The sequence below is a fragment of the Pseudomonas sp. NFACC24-1 genome (assembly GCF_900115235.1).
Taxonomy (GTDB): domain Bacteria; phylum Pseudomonadota; class Gammaproteobacteria; order Pseudomonadales; family Pseudomonadaceae; genus Aquipseudomonas; species Aquipseudomonas fluorescens_AA.
The window spans coordinates 1-17,067 of the sequence record NZ_FOVS01000047.1 but is presented as its reverse complement, the minus strand read 5'-3'; the positions used below and the strand labels follow the sequence as shown (position 1 = coordinate 17,067).

At 63.3% G+C, this 17,067-nt stretch carries 14 protein-coding genes and 1 tRNA gene; 13 read left to right on the top strand and 2 right to left on the bottom strand.

The window, feature by feature from the left end:
- The first annotated feature begins 1 nt into the window (after position 1).
- A complete protein-coding gene (locus BM317_RS27710) occupies positions 2-613 on the top strand; it encodes a trimeric intracellular cation channel family protein (RefSeq protein ID WP_030140169.1) in 612 nt (203 codons plus the stop codon).
- Here BM317_RS27710 and queG read toward each other — a convergent pair.
- Entirely contained in the window at positions 595-1,674 is a 1,080-nt protein-coding gene (gene queG, locus BM317_RS27705; RefSeq protein ID WP_060739427.1) for a tRNA epoxyqueuosine(34) reductase QueG, read from the bottom strand. The genes BM317_RS27710 and queG overlap by 19 nt on opposite strands.
- Before the next feature lie 63 nt (positions 1,675-1,737).
- Here queG and BM317_RS27700 point away from each other — a divergent pair, with 63 nt between their 5' ends.
- The 12 genes from BM317_RS27700 to BM317_RS27645 all read left to right on the top strand — a co-directional run bounded on the left by BM317_RS27700 (position 1,738) and on the right by BM317_RS27645 (position 16,733).
- Entirely contained in the window at positions 1,738-3,237 is a 1,500-nt protein-coding gene (locus BM317_RS27700; protein WP_092476989.1) for an NAD(P)H-hydrate dehydratase, read from the top strand.
- The gene (gene tsaE, locus BM317_RS27695; protein ID WP_092176165.1) at positions 3,225-3,692 is read left to right on the top strand and encodes a tRNA (adenosine(37)-N6)-threonylcarbamoyltransferase complex ATPase subunit type 1 TsaE; all 468 of its coding nucleotides are present in this window, start codon (positions 3,225-3,227) and stop codon (positions 3,690-3,692) included. Before BM317_RS27700 ends, tsaE begins: the two co-directional genes overlap by 13 nt.
- A 3-nt stretch (positions 3,693-3,695) precedes the next feature.
- Positions 3,696-5,126: an N-acetylmuramoyl-L-alanine amidase gene (locus BM317_RS27690; protein WP_092176170.1), complete on the top strand. Its 1,431-nt coding sequence runs from the start codon at positions 3,696-3,698 to the stop codon at positions 5,124-5,126.
- Positions 5,123-7,036 (top strand): DNA mismatch repair endonuclease MutL, encoded by a 1,914-nt coding sequence (mutL, locus tag BM317_RS27685; RefSeq protein ID WP_092176174.1) that lies wholly within the window; start codon positions 5,123-5,125, stop codon positions 7,034-7,036. Before BM317_RS27690 ends, mutL begins: the two co-directional genes overlap by 4 nt.
- On the top strand, positions 7,036-8,007 hold the full coding sequence (gene miaA, locus BM317_RS27680; RefSeq protein WP_060739423.1) for a tRNA (adenosine(37)-N6)-dimethylallyltransferase MiaA: 972 nt from the start codon (positions 7,036-7,038) through the stop codon (positions 8,005-8,007). Before mutL ends, miaA begins: the two co-directional genes overlap by 1 nt.
- A 91-nt stretch (positions 8,008-8,098) precedes the next feature.
- Positions 8,099-8,359, top strand: a complete 261-nt coding sequence (gene hfq, locus BM317_RS27675) for an RNA chaperone Hfq (protein WP_003186419.1) — start codon at positions 8,099-8,101, stop codon at positions 8,357-8,359.
- 12 nt (positions 8,360-8,371) lie between these two features.
- Complete coding sequence (gene hflX, locus BM317_RS27670; RefSeq protein WP_092176183.1) at positions 8,372-9,673, top strand: ribosome rescue GTPase HflX; 1,302 nt, start codon at positions 8,372-8,374, stop codon at positions 9,671-9,673.
- Between the two features lie 85 nt (positions 9,674-9,758).
- The gene (gene hflK / locus BM317_RS27665) at positions 9,759-10,931 is read left to right on the top strand and encodes an FtsH protease activity modulator HflK (RefSeq protein ID WP_092476987.1); all 1,173 of its coding nucleotides are present in this window, start codon (positions 9,759-9,761) and stop codon (positions 10,929-10,931) included.
- Positions 10,931-11,800 (top strand): protease modulator HflC, encoded by an 870-nt coding sequence (hflC, locus tag BM317_RS27660; RefSeq protein WP_060739420.1) that lies wholly within the window; start codon positions 10,931-10,933, stop codon positions 11,798-11,800. Before hflK ends, hflC begins: the two co-directional genes overlap by 1 nt.
- A 313-nt stretch (positions 11,801-12,113) precedes the next feature.
- Positions 12,114-13,301: an ATP phosphoribosyltransferase regulatory subunit gene (locus BM317_RS27655; RefSeq protein ID WP_046065549.1), complete on the top strand. Its 1,188-nt coding sequence runs from the start codon at positions 12,114-12,116 to the stop codon at positions 13,299-13,301.
- Between the two features lie 54 nt (positions 13,302-13,355).
- On the top strand, positions 13,356-14,648 hold the full coding sequence (locus BM317_RS27650; RefSeq protein WP_039592540.1) for an adenylosuccinate synthase: 1,293 nt from the start codon (positions 13,356-13,358) through the stop codon (positions 14,646-14,648).
- A gap of 150 nt (positions 14,649-14,798) precedes the next feature.
- Positions 14,799-16,733, top strand: a complete 1,935-nt coding sequence (locus tag BM317_RS27645) for a methyl-accepting chemotaxis protein (RefSeq protein WP_092176196.1) — start codon at positions 14,799-14,801, stop codon at positions 16,731-16,733.
- A 245-nt stretch (positions 16,734-16,978) separates the two neighbouring features.
- Here the strand turns inward: BM317_RS27645 and BM317_RS27640 are convergent.
- Positions 16,979-17,065: transfer RNA gene (locus tag BM317_RS27640), tRNA-Leu, on the bottom strand.
- Positions 17,066-17,067: the final 2 nt, after the last annotated feature.

Genomic DNA, 17,067 nt, shown 5'->3' with positions numbered 1-17,067 from the left:
AATGTTGCTGATGCTTTATCTGATCGCCATCACCGCCGAAGCCATGACCGGCGCCTTGTCTGCCGGACGGCGGGGCATGGACTGGTTTGGCGTGGTGCTGATCGCCTGTGTCACGGCGCTGGGTGGCGGCTCGGTGCGCGATGTGTTGCTCGGTCATTACCCGCTCACCTGGGTCAAGCACCCGGAGTACTTGGTGCTGACCACCGCGGCGGCGATGCTGACGGTGTTCCTGGCGCGCTGGATGCGCCATTTGCGCTCGCTGTTCCTGGTGCTCGACGCCGTGGGCCTGGTGGCGTTCACCCTGATCGGCTGCATGACGGCCCTGGAAATGGGCCATGGCATGCTGGTGGCGTCGGTCAGTGGGGTGATCACCGGGGTGTTCGGTGGCATTCTGCGGGACATCTTCTGCAACGATATTCCGCTGATCTTCCGTCGCGAACTCTACGCCAGCGTCTCGTTTGCCGCGGCGTGGTGTTATCTGCTGTGTGTCTTCCTGCAATTGCCGAACGAGCAGGCGATCCTCATCACCTTGTTCGGCGGTTTCCTGCTGCGGCTCCTGGCGATTCGCTTTCACTGGGAAATGCCGAAGTTCGTCTACAACGACGAGGTCTGACGCTCGGCATGTTGGCGCAACGCCCACGCCACGTGCTCGCGCACCAGTTCCGACGGATAGTCGCGCCGCGCCTCGAGCGCTTGCAGCACGGGAATGGTTGACGGCGCATTGCCCAGGCCCACCGCCAGGTTGCGCAGCCAGCGCTCGTAACCGGCACGGCGCAACGGTGAGCCTTCGGTGCTGCTGAGGAATTTCTCTTCGTCCCACATGAACAGCTCGGCCAAGCCGGCATTGTCCAGGTTGTGCCGCGGCTTGAAGTCGCTTTCCCCGGACGGTCGGGCAAAGCGGTTCCACGGGCAGACGATCTGGCAGTCGTCACAGCCGAACACCCGATTGCCGATCAGTGGCCGCAGCTCTTCAGGAATGGCGCTTTTCAGCTCGATGGTCAGGTAGGAAATGCAACGGCGAGCATCGAGCACGTAGGGCCCGACGAAGGCATTCGTCGGACAGATGTCCAGGCATGCGGTGCATTTTCCGCAATGCTCGGTGCCGTGGGGTGGGTCGATGGGCAGCGGCAGGTCGACAAACAGCTCGCTCAGGAAGAAATAGCTGCCGGCCTTGCGGTTCAACACCAGGGTGTTTTTACCGATCCAACCCAGGCCGGCCTGTTCGGCGATGGCTTTTTCCAGCACCGGTGCGCTGTCGACAAAGGCGCGGTAGCCAAAGGGGCCGATGACCGCCTGAATTTTTTCCGCCAATTGCTGCACGCGTTTACGGATCAATTTGTGGTAATCGCGGCCCAACGCATAACGCGAGACGTAGGCTTTTTCCGGTTGGCCGAGCAATTGCGCCATTTGCGTATCGCCCGGCAAGTAGTCCATGCGCAGGGAAACCACTCGCAGCGTGCCCGGCACCAGTTCCTCGGGGTGCGAGCGTTTGCTGCCATGGGCGCCCATGTAGTCCATTTCGCCGTGGTAGCCGGCCTCGAGCCAGCGTTGCAGGTGTTGTTCATGCTCGGCCAGGTCCAGGCCGCTGATGCCGACCTGCTGGAAACCCAGTTCGCGGCCCCATTCCTTGATGGATTGGGCGAGGGCGGGGAGGTCTGTGGGAATGGCAGGCATGAGGCGAGAGAAACCGGAGCTGAGATGCGTATAATTCTGCCAGACATCGGAGCCCGAAGACGCATGCCGCACACTAAAGATGATTTTCCCGACGCGCTGTACAGCGCCGCGCAGGTCCGGGCCCTCGATGCTCAACTGATCGCGGCAGGCACCGCCGGTTTCGAATTGATGCAGCGTGCTGCCCGGGCCACCTGGCGAGCGATCGTCCGACGCTGGCCTGACGCCCGCGAGCTGACCGTGTTGGCCGGCCATGGCAACAATGCCGGCGATGGCTACCTGGTCGCGACGCTGGCCCGACGCGCCGGCTGGTCGGTGCGGGTGCTGACGGTGGGCGAGCCCCGGCGATTGCAGGGGGACGCCGCCAATGCCCATGCCGAGGCCGTGGCGGTGGGTGTGCCGATGGAGTCGTGGTCGGATGAGGCCGAGTTGCGCGGCGTGTTGCTGGACGCGCTGCTCGGCACGGGCCTGAAGGGCGATGTGCGCGAACCTTATGTGCAGGCCATCGATACGATCAACGTCAGCGGCCTGCCGGTCGCGGCGGTGGATATCCCTTCGGGGTTGTGCGCCGACACCGGCCGGGTGCTGGGCACGGCGGTGGCGGCCGACCTGACTGTGACCTTCATTGGCTTGAAACTGGGGCTGTTCACTGGCGAGGCGGCTGACCGGGTCGGTGAGCTGGTGTTCAATGACCTGCACGCCGATCCGGATATCGTTGAAGCGGCACCGGCCAGTGCCCGACTGCTCCAGCCCCACAATCTGCCACGTCTGACACCTCGCGCCGCCACTTCCCACAAAGGCAAGTTCGGTCATGTGCTGTTGATTGGCGGCGACCGGGGCTTCGGCGGTGCCATCCAGATGAGCGCCGAAAGCGCCCTGCGCTGCGGTGCGGGCATGGTTTCGCTGGCGACTCGCAGGGAGCATGTGTCCGCCGCGCTGACGCGTTTACCCGAAGTGATGGTGCAGGGCACCCATTCGGCGAACCAATTGATGGGCCTGCTCCAGCAGGCCAGCGTGCTGGTGGTCGGGCCGGGCCTGGGCCAGGCTGCCTGGGGACGCAGCCTGTTGTCGGCGGCGGCCAACGCGCCACTGCCGCAAGTGTGGGATGCCGATGCGCTGAACCTGCTGAGCAGCGGCGATGTCCGTCTGCCTGAGCCGTGCGTCATCACCCCGCACCCGGGCGAGGCGGCGCGCCTGTTGGAGATGTCCACCGCCCAGGTGCAGGCCGATCGCCCGGCGGCGGCCCATGCCTTGAGCCAGAAATACAGCGCCACGGTGATCCTCAAGGGCGCCGGCAGCCTGATCGCCAGCCCGGACGGTCGCCTGGCGGTTTGCAGCCAAGGCCATCCGGCCATGGCCACCGCCGGTCTGGGGGATGTGCTGGCCGGTGTGGTCGGGGCCTTGCTGGCCCAGGGCATGGACGGCTTCGAGGCCGCGTGCCTGGCGGTCTGGCTGCACGCCAATGCCGGTGCCCAGGTCGGTCGCTCGGGCCGGGGGGTGGCGGCGACCGATCTGATCCCGGCCATTCGTCAGTTGTTGGAGGAGCATTCACCGTGTCTGAAGTAACCCTGTACGTGGCGGACGAACAAGCCATGACACAATTTGGCGCCCGCATCGCGCAGATCACCGCCGGCCGCGGCCTGATTTTTCTCGAGGGCGACCTCGGCGCGGGGAAAACCACCTTGTCCCGTGGCATCATTCGCGGCCTCGGGCACGTCGGTTCAGTCAAGAGCCCGACGTTCACCCTGGTCGAGCCCTATGAGATCGGCGACATTCGCGCCTTCCATTTCGACCTGTATCGACTGGTGGATCCCGAGGAGCTGGAATTCCTCGGCATCCGCGATTATTTCGAAGATGACGCCTTGTGCCTGATCGAATGGCCCCAGAAGGGTGCAGGCTTTTTGCCAAAGCCCGACCTGACCATTACCATTGGCGCGCAGAACGGCGGGCGTTCGCTGAAACTGACGCCGCAAGGCTCCCGTGGTGAGTCGTGGTGTGCCGCTTTGGCATTGGAAAACTAATTGATGATGGGGTTTGGTATGCGCTTTCGCGCGGTGGTTGCTGTCGTAGGACTGTTGCTTACGGCACTGGCCGTCGATGCTGTGGCCGAGACAAAGGTCAACAGCGTTCGCCTCTGGCGGGCGCCGGACAACACACGGCTGGTGTTCGACCTGACGGGGCCGGTGCAGCACAGCGTATTCACCCTGACCGCCCCGGATCGCCTGGTGATCGACATCAACGGCGCGACCCTGGGGGCGCCTCTGAATGTCGCTACCGCCAACACGCCGATCACCGCGATGCGCTCGGCCCAGCGTACGCCGACCGACCTGCGGGTGGTCATCGACCTGAAAAAAGCCGTGACCCCGAAAAGCTTCACCCTGGCCCCCAACGCCCAGTACGGCAACCGGCTGGTGGTGGACCTGTTCGACAACCCGGCCGATGCCGAGCCACCGCCACCGCCGCCAACCAATGTGGCCACGGTGCCGGCAGTGCCGGTGACCCCGACCGAGCCTGCGCTCAAACTGCCACCGGCCCCGGCCGGCAAGCGCGACATCATCGTCGTGATCGACGCCGGCCACGGTGGCGAAGACCCGGGGGCCTCGGGCTCGCGCGGGCAACGTGAAAAAGACGTGGTGCTGTCCATCGCCCGTGAATTGCAGCGCCAGGTCAACGGCATGAAAGGCTTCCGCGCCGAACTGACCCGCACCGGCGACTATTTCATTCCCTTGCGCGGACGCACCGAAATCGCCCGCAAGAAAGGCGCTGACCTGTTCGTCTCCATTCACGCCGACGCCGCACCTTCGGCGGCAGCGTTCGGGGCCTCGGTGTTCGCCCTGTCCGACCGTGGCGCGACGTCCGAGACCGCCCGTTGGCTGGCCGACACTGAAAACCGTTCCGACCTGATCGGCGGTGCCGGCAACGTCAGCCTCGACGACAAGGACCGGATGCTCGCCGGTGTCTTGCTCGATTTGTCGATGACCGCCTCGTTGACCTCCAGCCTGAACGTCGGCCAGAAGGTCTTGAGCAACATCGGTCGCGTCACGCCGCTGCACAAGCAGCGCGTCGAACAGGCCGGGTTCATGGTGCTCAAGTCGCCGGACATCCCGTCGATCCTGGTGGAAACCGGGTTCATTTCCAACGCCAACGAAGCCTCGAAACTGTCGACGTCGAGCCATCAGCAGGCCCTGGCCCGCTCCATCAGCAGCGGCGTACGGCAGTTCTTCCAGCAGAACCCACCGCCGGGCACCTACATCGCCTGGCTGCGGGACTCCGGCAAGATCGCCCAGGGGCCGCGGGATCACCGCGTCAACCCGGGCGAAACCCTGGCGATGATTGCCGTGCGCTACCAGGTGTCGCCCGCCACCTTGCGCAGCGCCAACAATCTCAAGAGCGATGAGCTCAAGATTGGCCAGACCCTGACCATTCCGGGCAATGAAGTGGCGGCCAAGCAATGAGTGACGAAGTGATTGGCAACACCGCCCGCATCGAGCTGCTCAGCCCGCGGCTGGCGAACCAGATCGCCGCCGGTGAAGTGGTCGAGCGTCCGGCGTCGGTCATCAAGGAACTGCTGGAAAACAGTCTGGACTCCGGGGCCAGGCGCATCGATGTGGATGTCGAGCAAGGCGGCGTCAAGCTGCTGCGGGTGCGCGATGACGGTGGCGGGATTCCCTCTGACGACCTGCCGCTGGCCCTGGCGCGTCATGCCACCAGCAAGATCCGCGACCTGGAAGACCTCGAGCGGGTCATGAGCCTGGGGTTCCGGGGCGAGGCGCTGGCGTCCATCAGTTCGGTGTCGCGCCTGACCCTCACCTCCCGTACCCGCGACGCCGAGCAGGCCTGGCAGGTCGAGACCGAAGGCCGCGACATGGCCTCTCGCGTCCAGCCGGCGGCTCATCCGGTGGGCACCTCGGTGGAAGTGCGCGATCTGTTCTTCAATACTCCGGCCCGACGCAAGTTTCTCAAGGCCGAGAAGACTGAATTCGATCACCTGCAAGAAGTCATCAAACGCCTGGCCCTGGCGCGTTTTGACGTGGCGTTCCATTTGCGCCACAACGGCAAGACCATTCTCAGCCTGCACGAAGCCCACGACGACGCGGCTCGTGCCCGGCGCGTGGGGGCGGTGTGCGGTGCCGGTTTCCTCGAACAGGCGTTGCCCATCGAGGTGGAGCGCAATGGCCTGCACCTGTGGGGGTGGGTCGGCTTGCCAACGTTCTCCCGCAGCCAGGCGGACTTGCAATATTTCTACGTGAACGGCCGGGCGGTGCGCGACAAGCTGGTGGCCCACGCGGTGCGCCAGGCCTATCGCGATGTGTTGTTCAATGGCCGGCATCCGACCTTCGTGCTGTTTTTCGAAGTCGATCCGGCGGTGGTGGACGTCAACGTGCACCCGACCAAGCACGAAGTACGTTTCCGTGACGGGCGCATGGTCCACGATTTCCTTTATGGCACCCTGCATCGTGCCCTGGGCGATGTGCGACCGGAAGACCAACTGGCGGCGCCGGCGGCTGTGGCTGGCATGGTCCGGCCAACGGGGCTGGAGGCCGGTGAATTCGGGCCCCAGGGCGAGATGCGCCTGGCGGCCAATGCCCTGCTGGAGCAACCCCAGCCGCAGCCGAGCTACAACACGGCCGGCAACGGTGCCGGCAGTGGCTACCAGTATCAATACACCCCGCGCCCGCAATCGAACGTGCCGGCGGCGGAAGCCCAGGCGGCCTACCGTGAATTCTTCAAGCCCTTGCCGGAAGCTGGCGCGGCGGCGATGCCCGAGGGCCAAGGTGACATTCCGCCGCTGGGCTACGCCCTGGCGCAGCTCAAGGGTATCTACATTCTCTCGGAAAATGCCCAAGGCCTGGTGCTGGTGGACATGCACGCCGCCCATGAGCGGATCATGTACGAGCGGCTGAAAGTCGCCATGGCCAGCGAAGGCCTGAGCGGCCAGCCGCTGTTGGTGCCCGAGTCCCTGGCCGTCAGCCAGCGCGAAGCCGATTGCGCCGAAGAACATGTGGCCTGGTTCCAGCGCCTGGGCTTCGAATTGCAGCGCCTGGGCCCGGAAACCCTGGCGATCCGCCAGATCCCGGCCTTGTTGAAGCAGGCCGAGGCCAATCGCCTGGTCAGCGACGTGCTGGCGGACCTGATGGAGTACGGCACCAGCGACCGGATCCAGGCGCACCTGAACGAACTGCTCGGCACCATGGCCTGCCACGGCGCGATCCGCGCCAATCGGCGCCTGGCCCTGCCGGAAATGAACGGTCTGCTGCGGGACATGGAAAACACCGAACGCAGCGGTCAATGCAACCATGGCCGGCCGACCTGGACCCAACTGGGCCTGGACGACCTGGACAAACTGTTCCTGCGCGGTCGTTGATGAGCCCGTTGCCACCCGCGATTTTCCTGATGGGGCCGACCGCCGCCGGCAAGACCGACCTGGCCATCGAATTGACCAAAGTCCTGCCCTGCGAGTTGATCAGTGTCGATTCGGCCCTGGTCTATCGGGGCATGGATATCGGCACCGCCAAGCCGTCAAAAGAACTGCTGGCCGAATTCCCCCACCGCCTGATCGACATCCTGGACCCGGCCGAGGCGTATTCGGCGGCCGATTTCCGGCGTGACGCGCTCCAGGCCATGGCCGAAATCACCGCGCGGGGCAAGATCCCGCTGCTGGTGGGCGGTACGATGCTGTACTACAAGGCCTTGGTCGACGGGCTGGCGGACATGCCCGCGGCCGATCCCGAGGTGCGCGCGCAGATCGAAGAAGAGGCCGCGCGCCTGGGCTGGCAAGCCCTGCACGAGCAATTGGCGGTCATCGATCCGGAGTCGGCGGCGCGTATTCACCCCAATGACCCGCAGCGGCTCAGTCGGGCCCTGGAGGTTTATCGGGTCAGCGGCCAGAGCATGACGGCCCTGCGCCAGCGACAATCTGCGCAAAGTACTGAAGCAGCCGCTTCGGGACTGCAACAATTGCCCTATACTGTCGCGAATCTGGCCATCGCTCCGGCGAACCGGCAAGTGCTGCATCGGCGAATTGAACAAAGATTCACATTAATGTTGGAACAGGGGTTCATAGACGAGGTCGTAGCCCTGCGTGAGCGAAGTGACCTGCATGCCGGGTTGCCGTCTATACGTGCGGTAGGTTATCGGCAAGTCTGGGACTACCTGGACGGCAAGCTGACGTCAGCCGAGATGCAGGAGCGTGGGATCATTGCCACGCGCCAATTGGCGAAACGCCAGTTCACCTGGCTGCGCAGCTGGACTGACCTGCATTGGCTCGACAGTCTCGATTGCGACAATCTGCCACGCGCCTTGAAATACCTCGGGACCATCTCCATATTGAGCTGAGTCCTTGCAATTGCCGTCTATCCTTGGGGGTGTGACGGCCCAAGCCATCTGATTCCGATTTTTATTATTGATCCTTAAAGGAGTGCGGCACATGTCAAAAGGGCATTCGCTACAAGACCCTTACTTGAACACTTTACGTAAAGAGAAAGTTGGGGTGTCCATCTATCTGGTCAACGGGATCAAACTGCAAGGCACGATCGAGTCTTTCGACCAGTTCGTCATCCTTCTGAAAAACACCGTCAGCCAGATGGTCTACAAGCACGCGATCTCGACAGTGGTGCCAGTTCGTCCAATTCGTCTGCCTAGCGCAACCGAATCCGAAGGCGGTGACGCTGAACCGGGTAACGCCTGATAGGAGCCTCCTTTGTTCTTTGAGCGCCACGGTGGTGGTGAACGGGCCATTCTCGTTCACTTGGATGGACAGGACCCTGAGGCGCGCGAAGATCCGCAGGAGTTTCAGGAATTGGCACTTTCGGCCGGCGCCGAGACCGTCGCGTTTTTCAACGTGCCGCGTCACCGGCCAACCGCCAAGTTCCTGATCGGCAGTGGCAAGGTCGAGGAGTTGCGCGACCTGGTCAAGGCCGAGCAGGTCGATCTGGTGATTTTCAATCACATCCTCACGCCCAGTCAGGAACGTAACCTCGAACGTGTCTTCGAGTGTCGCGTAATCGACCGCACGGGGCTGATCCTCGATATCTTCGCCCAGCGCGCCCGCACCCATGAAGGCAAGCTCCAGGTCGAACTGGCCCAGCTTGAGCACATGAGTACGCGGCTGGTCCGCGGCTGGACTCACCTTGAGCGGCAGAAAGGCGGTATCGGCCTGCGGGGCCCGGGGGAAACCCAGCTGGAAACCGACCGCCGCCTGTTGCGGGTTCGCCTGCGCCAGATCAAGGGGCGGCTGGAAAAGGTCCGCAGCCAGCGCGAGCAGTCGCGACGTGGTCGCAAGCGCGCGGATATCCCGACGGTTTCACTGGTGGGCTATACCAACGCCGGCAAATCGACCCTGTTCAACAATGTCACCCAATCCGACGTCTACGCCGCCGACCAGTTGTTCGCCACGCTCGACCCGACCCTGCGCCGGCTCGACCTGGACGACCTCGGGCCGATCGTGCTGGCCGACACCGTGGGCTTTATCCGTCACCTGCCGCATAAACTGGTCGAGGCTTTCCGGGCTACGCTCGAAGAGTCGAGCAACTCCGACCTGCTGCTGCATGTAATCGATGCCGCGGAGCCGGACCGGATGCTGCAGATCGAACAGGTGATGGTGGTGCTGGGCGAGATCGGAGCCCAGGACTTGCCGATCCTCGAGGTATACAACAAACTCGATTTGCTCGAAGGCGTGGAGCCGCAGATCCAGCGCGATGCCGATGGCAAGCCGCAACGGGTCTGGCTGTCGGCCCGCGATGGCACCGGCCTGGACCTGCTCAAGCAGGCCGTGGCCGAGCTGTTGGGCAGCGATCTGTTTGTCGGCACCCTGAAATTGCCACAACGTTTTGCCCGGTTGCGTGCGCAGTTTTTCGAACTGGGGGCTGTGCAAAAAGAAGAACACGACGAAGAAGGTGTCTGCCTGCTGGCTGTTCGCCTGCCTCGGGCGGAGCTCAACCGACTGGTCAGTCGCGAAGGGCTGCAACCGATGGAATTCATCGAGCAACACACTTTGCAATAAAAGCCTGAGAAAGCGGTGTCAGGCATTCTGTAGCATTGGTCGGCGCGCCGTGGGTGCGTCTTTGCTTTATCAGATGGAGAGCGCTATGGCTTGGAATGAGCCGGGTGGCAACTCGAATAATCAGGATCCTTGGGGTGGCAAGCGTCGTAACAACGGCGACCGCAAGGGGCCGCCGGATCTCGACGAGGCCTTCCGAAAGCTGCAGGAAAGCCTGAACGGTTTGTTCGGTGGTGGTAAAAAACGCGGTGACGAGGGGGGCGGTCGTTCGGGCAAGGGCGGCGGTTTCGGCCTGCTCGGCATCGGTCTCGTCGTGCTGGCGGCTGTCTGGCTGTACAGCGCGGTCTATGTCGTGGACGAGCAGGAGCAAGCCGTGGTGCTGCGCTTCGGCAAGTACTACGAGACGGTTGGTCCGGGCCTGAATATCTATTTCCCGCCGATCGACCAGAAGTTCATGGAGAACGTCACGCGTGAGCGGGCGTACACCAAGCAGGGCCAGATGCTGACCGAAGACGAGAACATCGTCGAAGTGCCGCTGACCGTGCAATACAAGATCAGCAACCTGCAGGACTTCGTGCTGAACGTCGACCAGCCGGAAATCAGTCTGCAGCATGCGACCGAAAGTGCCTTGCGCCATGTGGTGGGTTCCACCGCCATGGACCAGGTGCTGACCGAAGGTCGTGAGCTGATGGCCAGCGAAATCAAGGAGCGCCTGCAACGGTTCCTCGATACCTATCGCACCGGTATCACCGTCACCCAGGTCAACGTCCAGAGCGCAGCGGCACCGCGTGAGGTCCAGGAAGCCTTCGACGACGTGATCCGTGCCCGTGAAGACGAGCAGCGTTCGCGCAACCAGGCTGAAACCTATGCCAACGGCGTCGTGCCGGAAGCTCGTGGCCAGGCCCAGCGCATCATCGAGGATGCCAATGGTTATCGCGATGAAGTGGTCTCCCGTGCCAAGGGTGAGGCCGATCGCTTCACCAAGCTGGTGGCCGAGTATCGCAAGGCCCCTGAAGTGACCCGCCAGCGTCTGTACCTGGACACCATGCAGGAAGTCTTCAGCAATACCAGCAAGGTCCTCGTGACCGGCAACAAGAACGGCCAGAGCAATCTGCTGTACCTGCCGCTGGACAAGATGGTCGAGAGCGGTCGCAACACCAGCACGCCACCGGCCAGTTCGGCGGCGGCCAGCAATGAGGCCGGCACCCGCGCAGCGGCGGACCTGCAACAACAGCAAGCACGTACCAGGGAGAGTCGCTGATGAGCAATAAATCGCTGATCGCCCTTATTGTCGGTGTCGTCGTGGCGATCGCTGCCTGGAACTGCTTCTACATCGTGGCTCAGACCGAGCGCGCGGTGTTGCTGCAATTCGGTCGCGTGGTCCAGGCTGATGTCCAGCCGGGGCTGCATGTGAAGGTGCCCTACGTCAACAAGGTGCGCAAGTTCGACGCTCGCCTGATGACGCTGGATGCGCCGACGCAACGCTTCCTGACGCTGGAAAAGAAAGCCGTGATGGTGGACGCCTATGCCAAGTGGCGCGTGAAGGATGCCGAGCGCTTCTACACCGCGACCTCGGGCCTGAAGCAGATCGCCGACGAGCGTCTGTCCCGTCGTCTGGAATCGGGCCTGCGTGACCAATTCGGTAAGCGCACGTTGCATGAAGTGGTGTCCGGTGAGCGTGATGCGCTCATGGCCGACATCACCCGTTCGCTGAATACGATGGCGGAAAAAGAGCTGGGTATCGAAGTGGTCGATGTCCGGGTCAAGGCCATCGACCTGCCGAAGGAAGTGAACCGCAGCGTGTTCGAGCGGATGAGCACCGAGCGCGAGCGTGAAGCCCGCGAGCACCGCGCCAAGGGTAACGAGCTGGCCGAAGGTATCCGTGCCGACGCCGATCGCCAACGCCGCGTGCTGCTGGCCGAAGCCTATCGTGAATCGGAAGAGGTCCGGGGTGATGGTGATGCCCAGGCCGCTGCGATCTACTCCAAGGCTTATGGTCAGGATCAGGAGTTCTACGCGTTCTACCGTAGCCTGCGTGCCTACCGTGAAAGCTTCGCAAACAAATCCGACGTCATGGTCCTGGACCCAAGCAGCGACTTCTTCCACTACCTGGAAAAGTCCAAGCCTTGATACGGCGTTGACTTGAAGCACTCCGCCCGGCGGCTAAAGCGTCGGGCGGGGTGATCCTTTGGGAAAACGTGTGTATGATGCGGCAGCCGGGAAATTCCCGGCTTTTTTGCGTCTGCACGTTTGATTGTGGTTTTGGTTGCAGGCGTCGGGTTGAACGACTCGACAGGTTTTTCGAGGAAAGTGCTGGGCGAGGCCGATTGCTGGCCATTCGTCACGTCGCTCATGCGCGTGTTTTGCGCGTGGGCCAAGTATTTTCTGCTTCACTCAAGGCTTGCCCGAGGGCTGGCCGCCCGGACCATAGGGGAATGGCGTAATGGCAACGGTAGACCGCTGGCTGCTGCCAGATGGCATCGAAGAAGTACTGCCACCGGAAGCTGCGCGTATCGAAGTAGCGCGTCGGCAGGTGTTGGATCTGTTCCAGAGCTGGGGTTACGAGTTCGTCGTCACCCCGCATATCGAGTACCTGGAATCCCTGCTCACCGGCGCGGGCCAGGACCTGGATTTGCGCACCTTCAAGGTGATCGACCCGCAGTCGGGCCGGCAGATGGGCTTTCGTGCCGACATCACGCCGCAAGTGGCGCGCATCGACGCCCATACCCTGCGTCGTGAAGGCCCGAGCCGCCTGTGCTACGCCGGCAGCGTGCTGCATGCCCAGCCGCGTGCCTTGTCATCATCGCGCAGCCCAATCCAGCTGGGCGCCGAGTTGTATGGCGATGCCAGCCCGAGCAGTGACGTGGAAGTCATCAGCCTGATGTTGGCCATGCTGCAACTGGCTGACGTGCCTGATGTCCACATGGACCTGGGGCACGTCGGCATCTATCGCGGCCTGGCCCGTGCGGCCGGTTTGTCTGGCGAAGTGGAGCAGCAGCTGTTCGATGCCCTGCAACGCAAGGCCATCGACGAAGTCATCAGCCTGACCGAGGGCCTGCCGGCCGATCTGTCGGGCATGCTGCGGGCGCTGGTGGACCTGTGCGGCGGACGTGAAGTATTGGCCGCTGCCCGTGAACGCCTGGCCCATGCGCCGGCGCCGGTGTTGGCCGCGCTGGACGATTTGCTGGCGATTGCCGAGCGTCTGTCGGTGCGCTTCCCCGAGTTGCCGCTGTATTTCGACCTGGGCGAGTTGCGCGGTTATCACTATCACACCGGCGTCGTGTTCGCCGTGTTTGTGCCGGGCGTGGGCCAGTCCATCGCCCAGGGCGGCCGTTATGACGACATCGGTGCCGACTTCGGTCGCGCCCGTCCGGCGACCGGTTTCTCTACCGATTTGAAAACCCTGGTGACCCTGGGGCGTGCTGAAGTCGAGCTACCGTCTGGCGGTATCTGGATGCCTGACAGTACGGATGCGGCACTCTGGCAGGCGGTCTGTCAGTTGCGCAGTGAGGGTCAGCGTGTCGTCCAGGCCTTGCCTGGGCAGCCTTTGGCCGCCGCCCGTGAAGCGGACTGCGACCGGCAATTGATTCAGCAGAACGGGCTTTGGCAAGTATTGCCGCTGGCTTCTTGAGTTTTCCCGCCGGCCGCGGCCGGCACCAAGTTTGCGCGAATGAGGACAAGTGTTATGGGTAAGAATGTCGTAGTCCTGGGCACCCAGTGGGGTGATGAGGGCAAAGGCAAGATCGTTGATCTGCTGACCGAACATGCTGCCGCCGTAGTGCGCTACCAGGGTGGCCACAACGCAGGTCACACCTTGGTGATCGACGGTGAAAAAACCGTCCTGCACCTGATTCCGTCGGGCGTGCTGCGCGAAGGCGTCCAGTGCCTGATCGGCAACGGTGTGGTGGTTGCACCCGATGCCTTGCTGCGGGAAATCATCAAGCTGGAAGAAAAAGGCGTACCGGTGCGCGAGCGCCTGCGTATCAGCCCGTCCTGCCCGCTGATCCTGTCCTATCACGTGGCGCTGGACCAGGCCCGCGAAAAGGCCCGTGGCGAGCTGAAGATCGGCACCACCGGTCGTGGCATCGGCCCGGCCTACGAAGACAAGGTGGCCCGTCGTGGCCTGCGCATCGGTGACCTGTTCCACCGTGAGCGTTTCGCCGCCAAGCTGGGCGAGTTGCTGGACTACCACAACTTCGTCCTGGTCAATTACTACAAAGAACCGGCCATCGACTTCCAGAAGACCCTGGACGAGTGCATGGAATACGCCGAGCTGCTCAAGCCGATGATGCTCGACGTCACCGCCGAGCTGCACGAGCTGCGTCGCGCCGGCAAGGACATCATGTTCGAAGGTGCCCAGGGTTCGCTGCTGGACATCGACCACGGTACCTACCCGTACGTCACCAGCTCCAACACCACTGCCGGCGGCATCGCCACCGGTTCGGGCTTCGGTCCGATGTACCTGGACTACATCCTGGGCATCACCAAGGCCTACACCACCCGCGTCGGTTCGGGCCCGTTCCCGACTGAGCTGTTCGACGACGTCGGTGCCTTCCTGGCCAAGCGTGGCCACGAGTTCGGTGCCACCACCGGCCGCGCCCGTCGTTGCGGCTGGTTCGATGCCGTCATCCTGCGTCGCGCCATCGACGTCAACAGCATCTCGGGCCTGTGCCTGACCAAGCTGGACGTGCTGGACGGCCTGGAAACCATCAACATCTGCGTGGGCTACAAGAACCAGGACGGCGCTGTCATCGACGCACCGACCGACGCCGACAGCTACATCGGCCTGGAGCCCGTGTATGAGCAGATGCCAGGTTGGACCGAATCGACCGTCGGCGCCAAGACCCTGGAAGAACTGCCTGTGGCAGCGCGCAACTACATCAAGCGCGTCGAAGAGTTGGTCGGTGCGCCGATCGACATTATTTCGACGGGGCCGGACCGCAACGAAACCATCGTGCTGCGTCATCCGTTCGGCTGATAAGTCTTTGATGTAAAACACAAAGGGCCCTCGCTAGGGCCCTTTGTCGTTTCTGCCTGCCGGGCGGCACGACACTTGCTATGCAACTCCATTAAGGCACCGCTTTCCTGAGTGCCATCAAATTAATGGCGTTTGGTAGAGGGATTTCACGTGTCGGCCGTTCTCTCACTGTTACAAAGCCGTTTGCTACGGCCGGTGTTCGTTACCCTGGGTATCGCCCTTTTGGTGCAGGTGCTGGTGGCTGTTGCGCTGACCCGGAGCACCGTCACGGCGCTGGAAGCCGACCTGGGCGCGCGATTGGGGGCGGACAGCCAGAAGCTTTCCGCCGAGCTGGAGCAGGCCGGGCGAGAGGTCACGTCGAGCCTGGACAGCCTGTCCGCCAATACCCGCCAGCGGCTCAATGCCGGCTTGTCGGCTCGCCTGAAGGACGAACAGGCGCAGTTGCGTGGGACCTTGGAAAAGGACTTGAGGGACTCCGCCAATGATATGGCGCAGCTCCTGGCTTCCGTTGCGCCGCGTGCCATGTGGGATAACGACGTGCCCACTCTCTCTGAATTCGCCCGTCGGGCCCAGCGCAATCCCAACGTGTTGTTCGTCATTTATGACGACGCCGCGGGTGAGCACCTGACGCGCTACCTGAACCGGGAAAACCCGATCAACAAGGCGCTGCTGGAGAAAGGCAAGGGCGAGCGGGCGCTGGACAAGGTATTGGACGCGGCGAAGAACGATCCGTCGGTGTATTACCTCGAAGCCTCGATCAACCCCAATGGCGTCGAGATCGGCAAAGTCTTGATGGGGGTTTCCACGGCGTCCGTTGAAACCGACCTGAAGGCGCTGGATCAACGCTTCTCGGCCTTGATCGCCAGCAGTGATCAATTGGTCGGCGACAGCCTCAAGGGCGCGGCGGCCGACAGTGCCGCCGCCATGCGCGGTCGTCTGGAGTCGGCCCAAGCCACGGCCACGCAGATGCAGACCAACACCGCCAGCACCGTGCAGGACGCTGCGGGCACCTTGCGCTGGCGCATCGGCCTGGGCCTGGCGCTGGTGGGCTTCGGCGTGCTGGTGTTGCTGGCCGTGGTGCTGGGGCGTCGGGTGGTCAATCGCTTGAAACTGCTGATCGCGGCCATGAACGACCTGGCGGCGGGCGAGGGTGACCTGACCAAGCGCGTGCAAATCAACAGCAAGGACGAAATCGGCGACATGGCCTCGGCGGTCAATCGCTTTGTGGATAAGTTGCAGCCCATCGTGCGCGAGGCGGGCGATGTGGCCCAGCGTACCGGTGTGGAAATCGGTGCGATGACCTTGCGCAACTCCGGCGCCGATGCGGCGGCCGGGATGCAGCGTGATGAAGTGGCCGAGAGCCTGCGTGCGCTGTCGCAAATGGCGGACGAGGCTCAATCGGAAAGCCAGGCGATGCAGGCGGCCCTGCAGCAAGTGGTGGAGATCCGCCAGGCCACCGATGAAAACACGCGCACTTCGGCCAAGGTCAGCGGCTTGATCGAGGCCCTGGCCGGCCAGGTCGATACCGGGGCGGCAGTGATCGAGCGGTTGGCGCAGCAGAGCGAACAGATTGAAGTGGTGCTGACCGTGATTCACGGCATCGCCGAGCAGACCAACTTGCTGGCCTTGAACGCGGCCATCGAGGCGGCGCGGGCCGGGGACACCGGGCGCGGCTTTGCGGTGGTGGCGGATGAGGTGCGGGCGTTGGCGAGCAAGACCCAGAGCTCCACGGGCGATATCCAGGCGCATATCGTGGCCTTGCAGCAGGGGGCTCGCGAGGCGGTGGCTGCCATCGGCCAGGCCGGGCGCCAGGCCAGCGAAGGTTTGTTGGTGCTGCGTGACAGCGCGCGGTTGCAGCAGTCGGTGCAGGCGTCCGTCGAGCAGGTGCACGCGGCCATCGGCCTGGCGACCCAGGCGGCGGCTCATCAGGCCCAGGGCGCGCAAGCGGTGCGTGGGCGGGTGGAAACCATCCATGCCCAGGCTGAGAAAGCGGCCCAGGCCGTGGTCGAGACCACCGCCAGCGGCAAGGTGCTGGACAACCTGGCGGCGCAACTGAAGGCAAGTCTGGGGCAGTTCAGGGCCTGATCAGGCGGCTGGGCTGACCCCATCGCGAGCAAGCTCGTGATGAGGCCTGTAGGAGCTGGTGGAGACTGCGATCTTTTGGTCTTTCACTCGCGATTCAATTGTCTGGGGAAAGATCGCAGCCTCGTTGCACTCGGCAGCTCCTACGGTTCGTGGTTGGCGGGAGAGAAGGGCTGGGGGGCGGAAACGCAAAAACCCGCTTTCGCGGGTTTCTGTGAGGTTCAAGGCCTTGACCTTGAAGCTTGAATTGGTGCCCAGAAGAAGACTCGAACTTCCACGACCTTGCGGTCACCAGCACCTGAAGCTGGCGTGTCTACCAATTTCACCATCTGGGCAG

Bases quoted from the DNA above. Each gene is read 5' to 3' on its own strand.
- BM317_RS27710 (WP_030140169.1), top strand. From the start codon at position 2: ATGTTGCTGATGCTTTATCTGATCGCCATCACCGCCGAAGCCATGACC.
- queG (WP_060739427.1), bottom strand. From the start codon at position 1,674: ATGCCTGCCATTCCCACAGACCTCCCCGCCCTCGCCCAATCCATCAAG.
- BM317_RS27700 (WP_092476989.1), top strand. From the start codon at position 1,738: ATGCCGCACACTAAAGATGATTTTCCCGACGCGCTGTACAGCGCCGCG.
- BM317_RS27690 (WP_092176170.1), top strand. From the start codon at position 3,696: ATGATGGGGTTTGGTATGCGCTTTCGCGCGGTGGTTGCTGTCGTAGGA.
- mutL (WP_092176174.1), top strand. From the start codon at position 5,123: ATGAGTGACGAAGTGATTGGCAACACCGCCCGCATCGAGCTGCTCAGC.
- miaA (WP_060739423.1), top strand. From the start codon at position 7,036: ATGAGCCCGTTGCCACCCGCGATTTTCCTGATGGGGCCGACCGCCGCC.
- hfq (WP_003186419.1), top strand. From the start codon at position 8,099: ATGTCAAAAGGGCATTCGCTACAAGACCCTTACTTGAACACTTTACGT.
- hflK (WP_092476987.1), top strand. From the start codon at position 9,759: ATGGCTTGGAATGAGCCGGGTGGCAACTCGAATAATCAGGATCCTTGG.
- hflC (WP_060739420.1), top strand. From the start codon at position 10,931: ATGAGCAATAAATCGCTGATCGCCCTTATTGTCGGTGTCGTCGTGGCG.
- BM317_RS27655 (WP_046065549.1), top strand. From the start codon at position 12,114: ATGGCAACGGTAGACCGCTGGCTGCTGCCAGATGGCATCGAAGAAGTA.
- BM317_RS27650 (WP_039592540.1), top strand. From the start codon at position 13,356: ATGGGTAAGAATGTCGTAGTCCTGGGCACCCAGTGGGGTGATGAGGGC.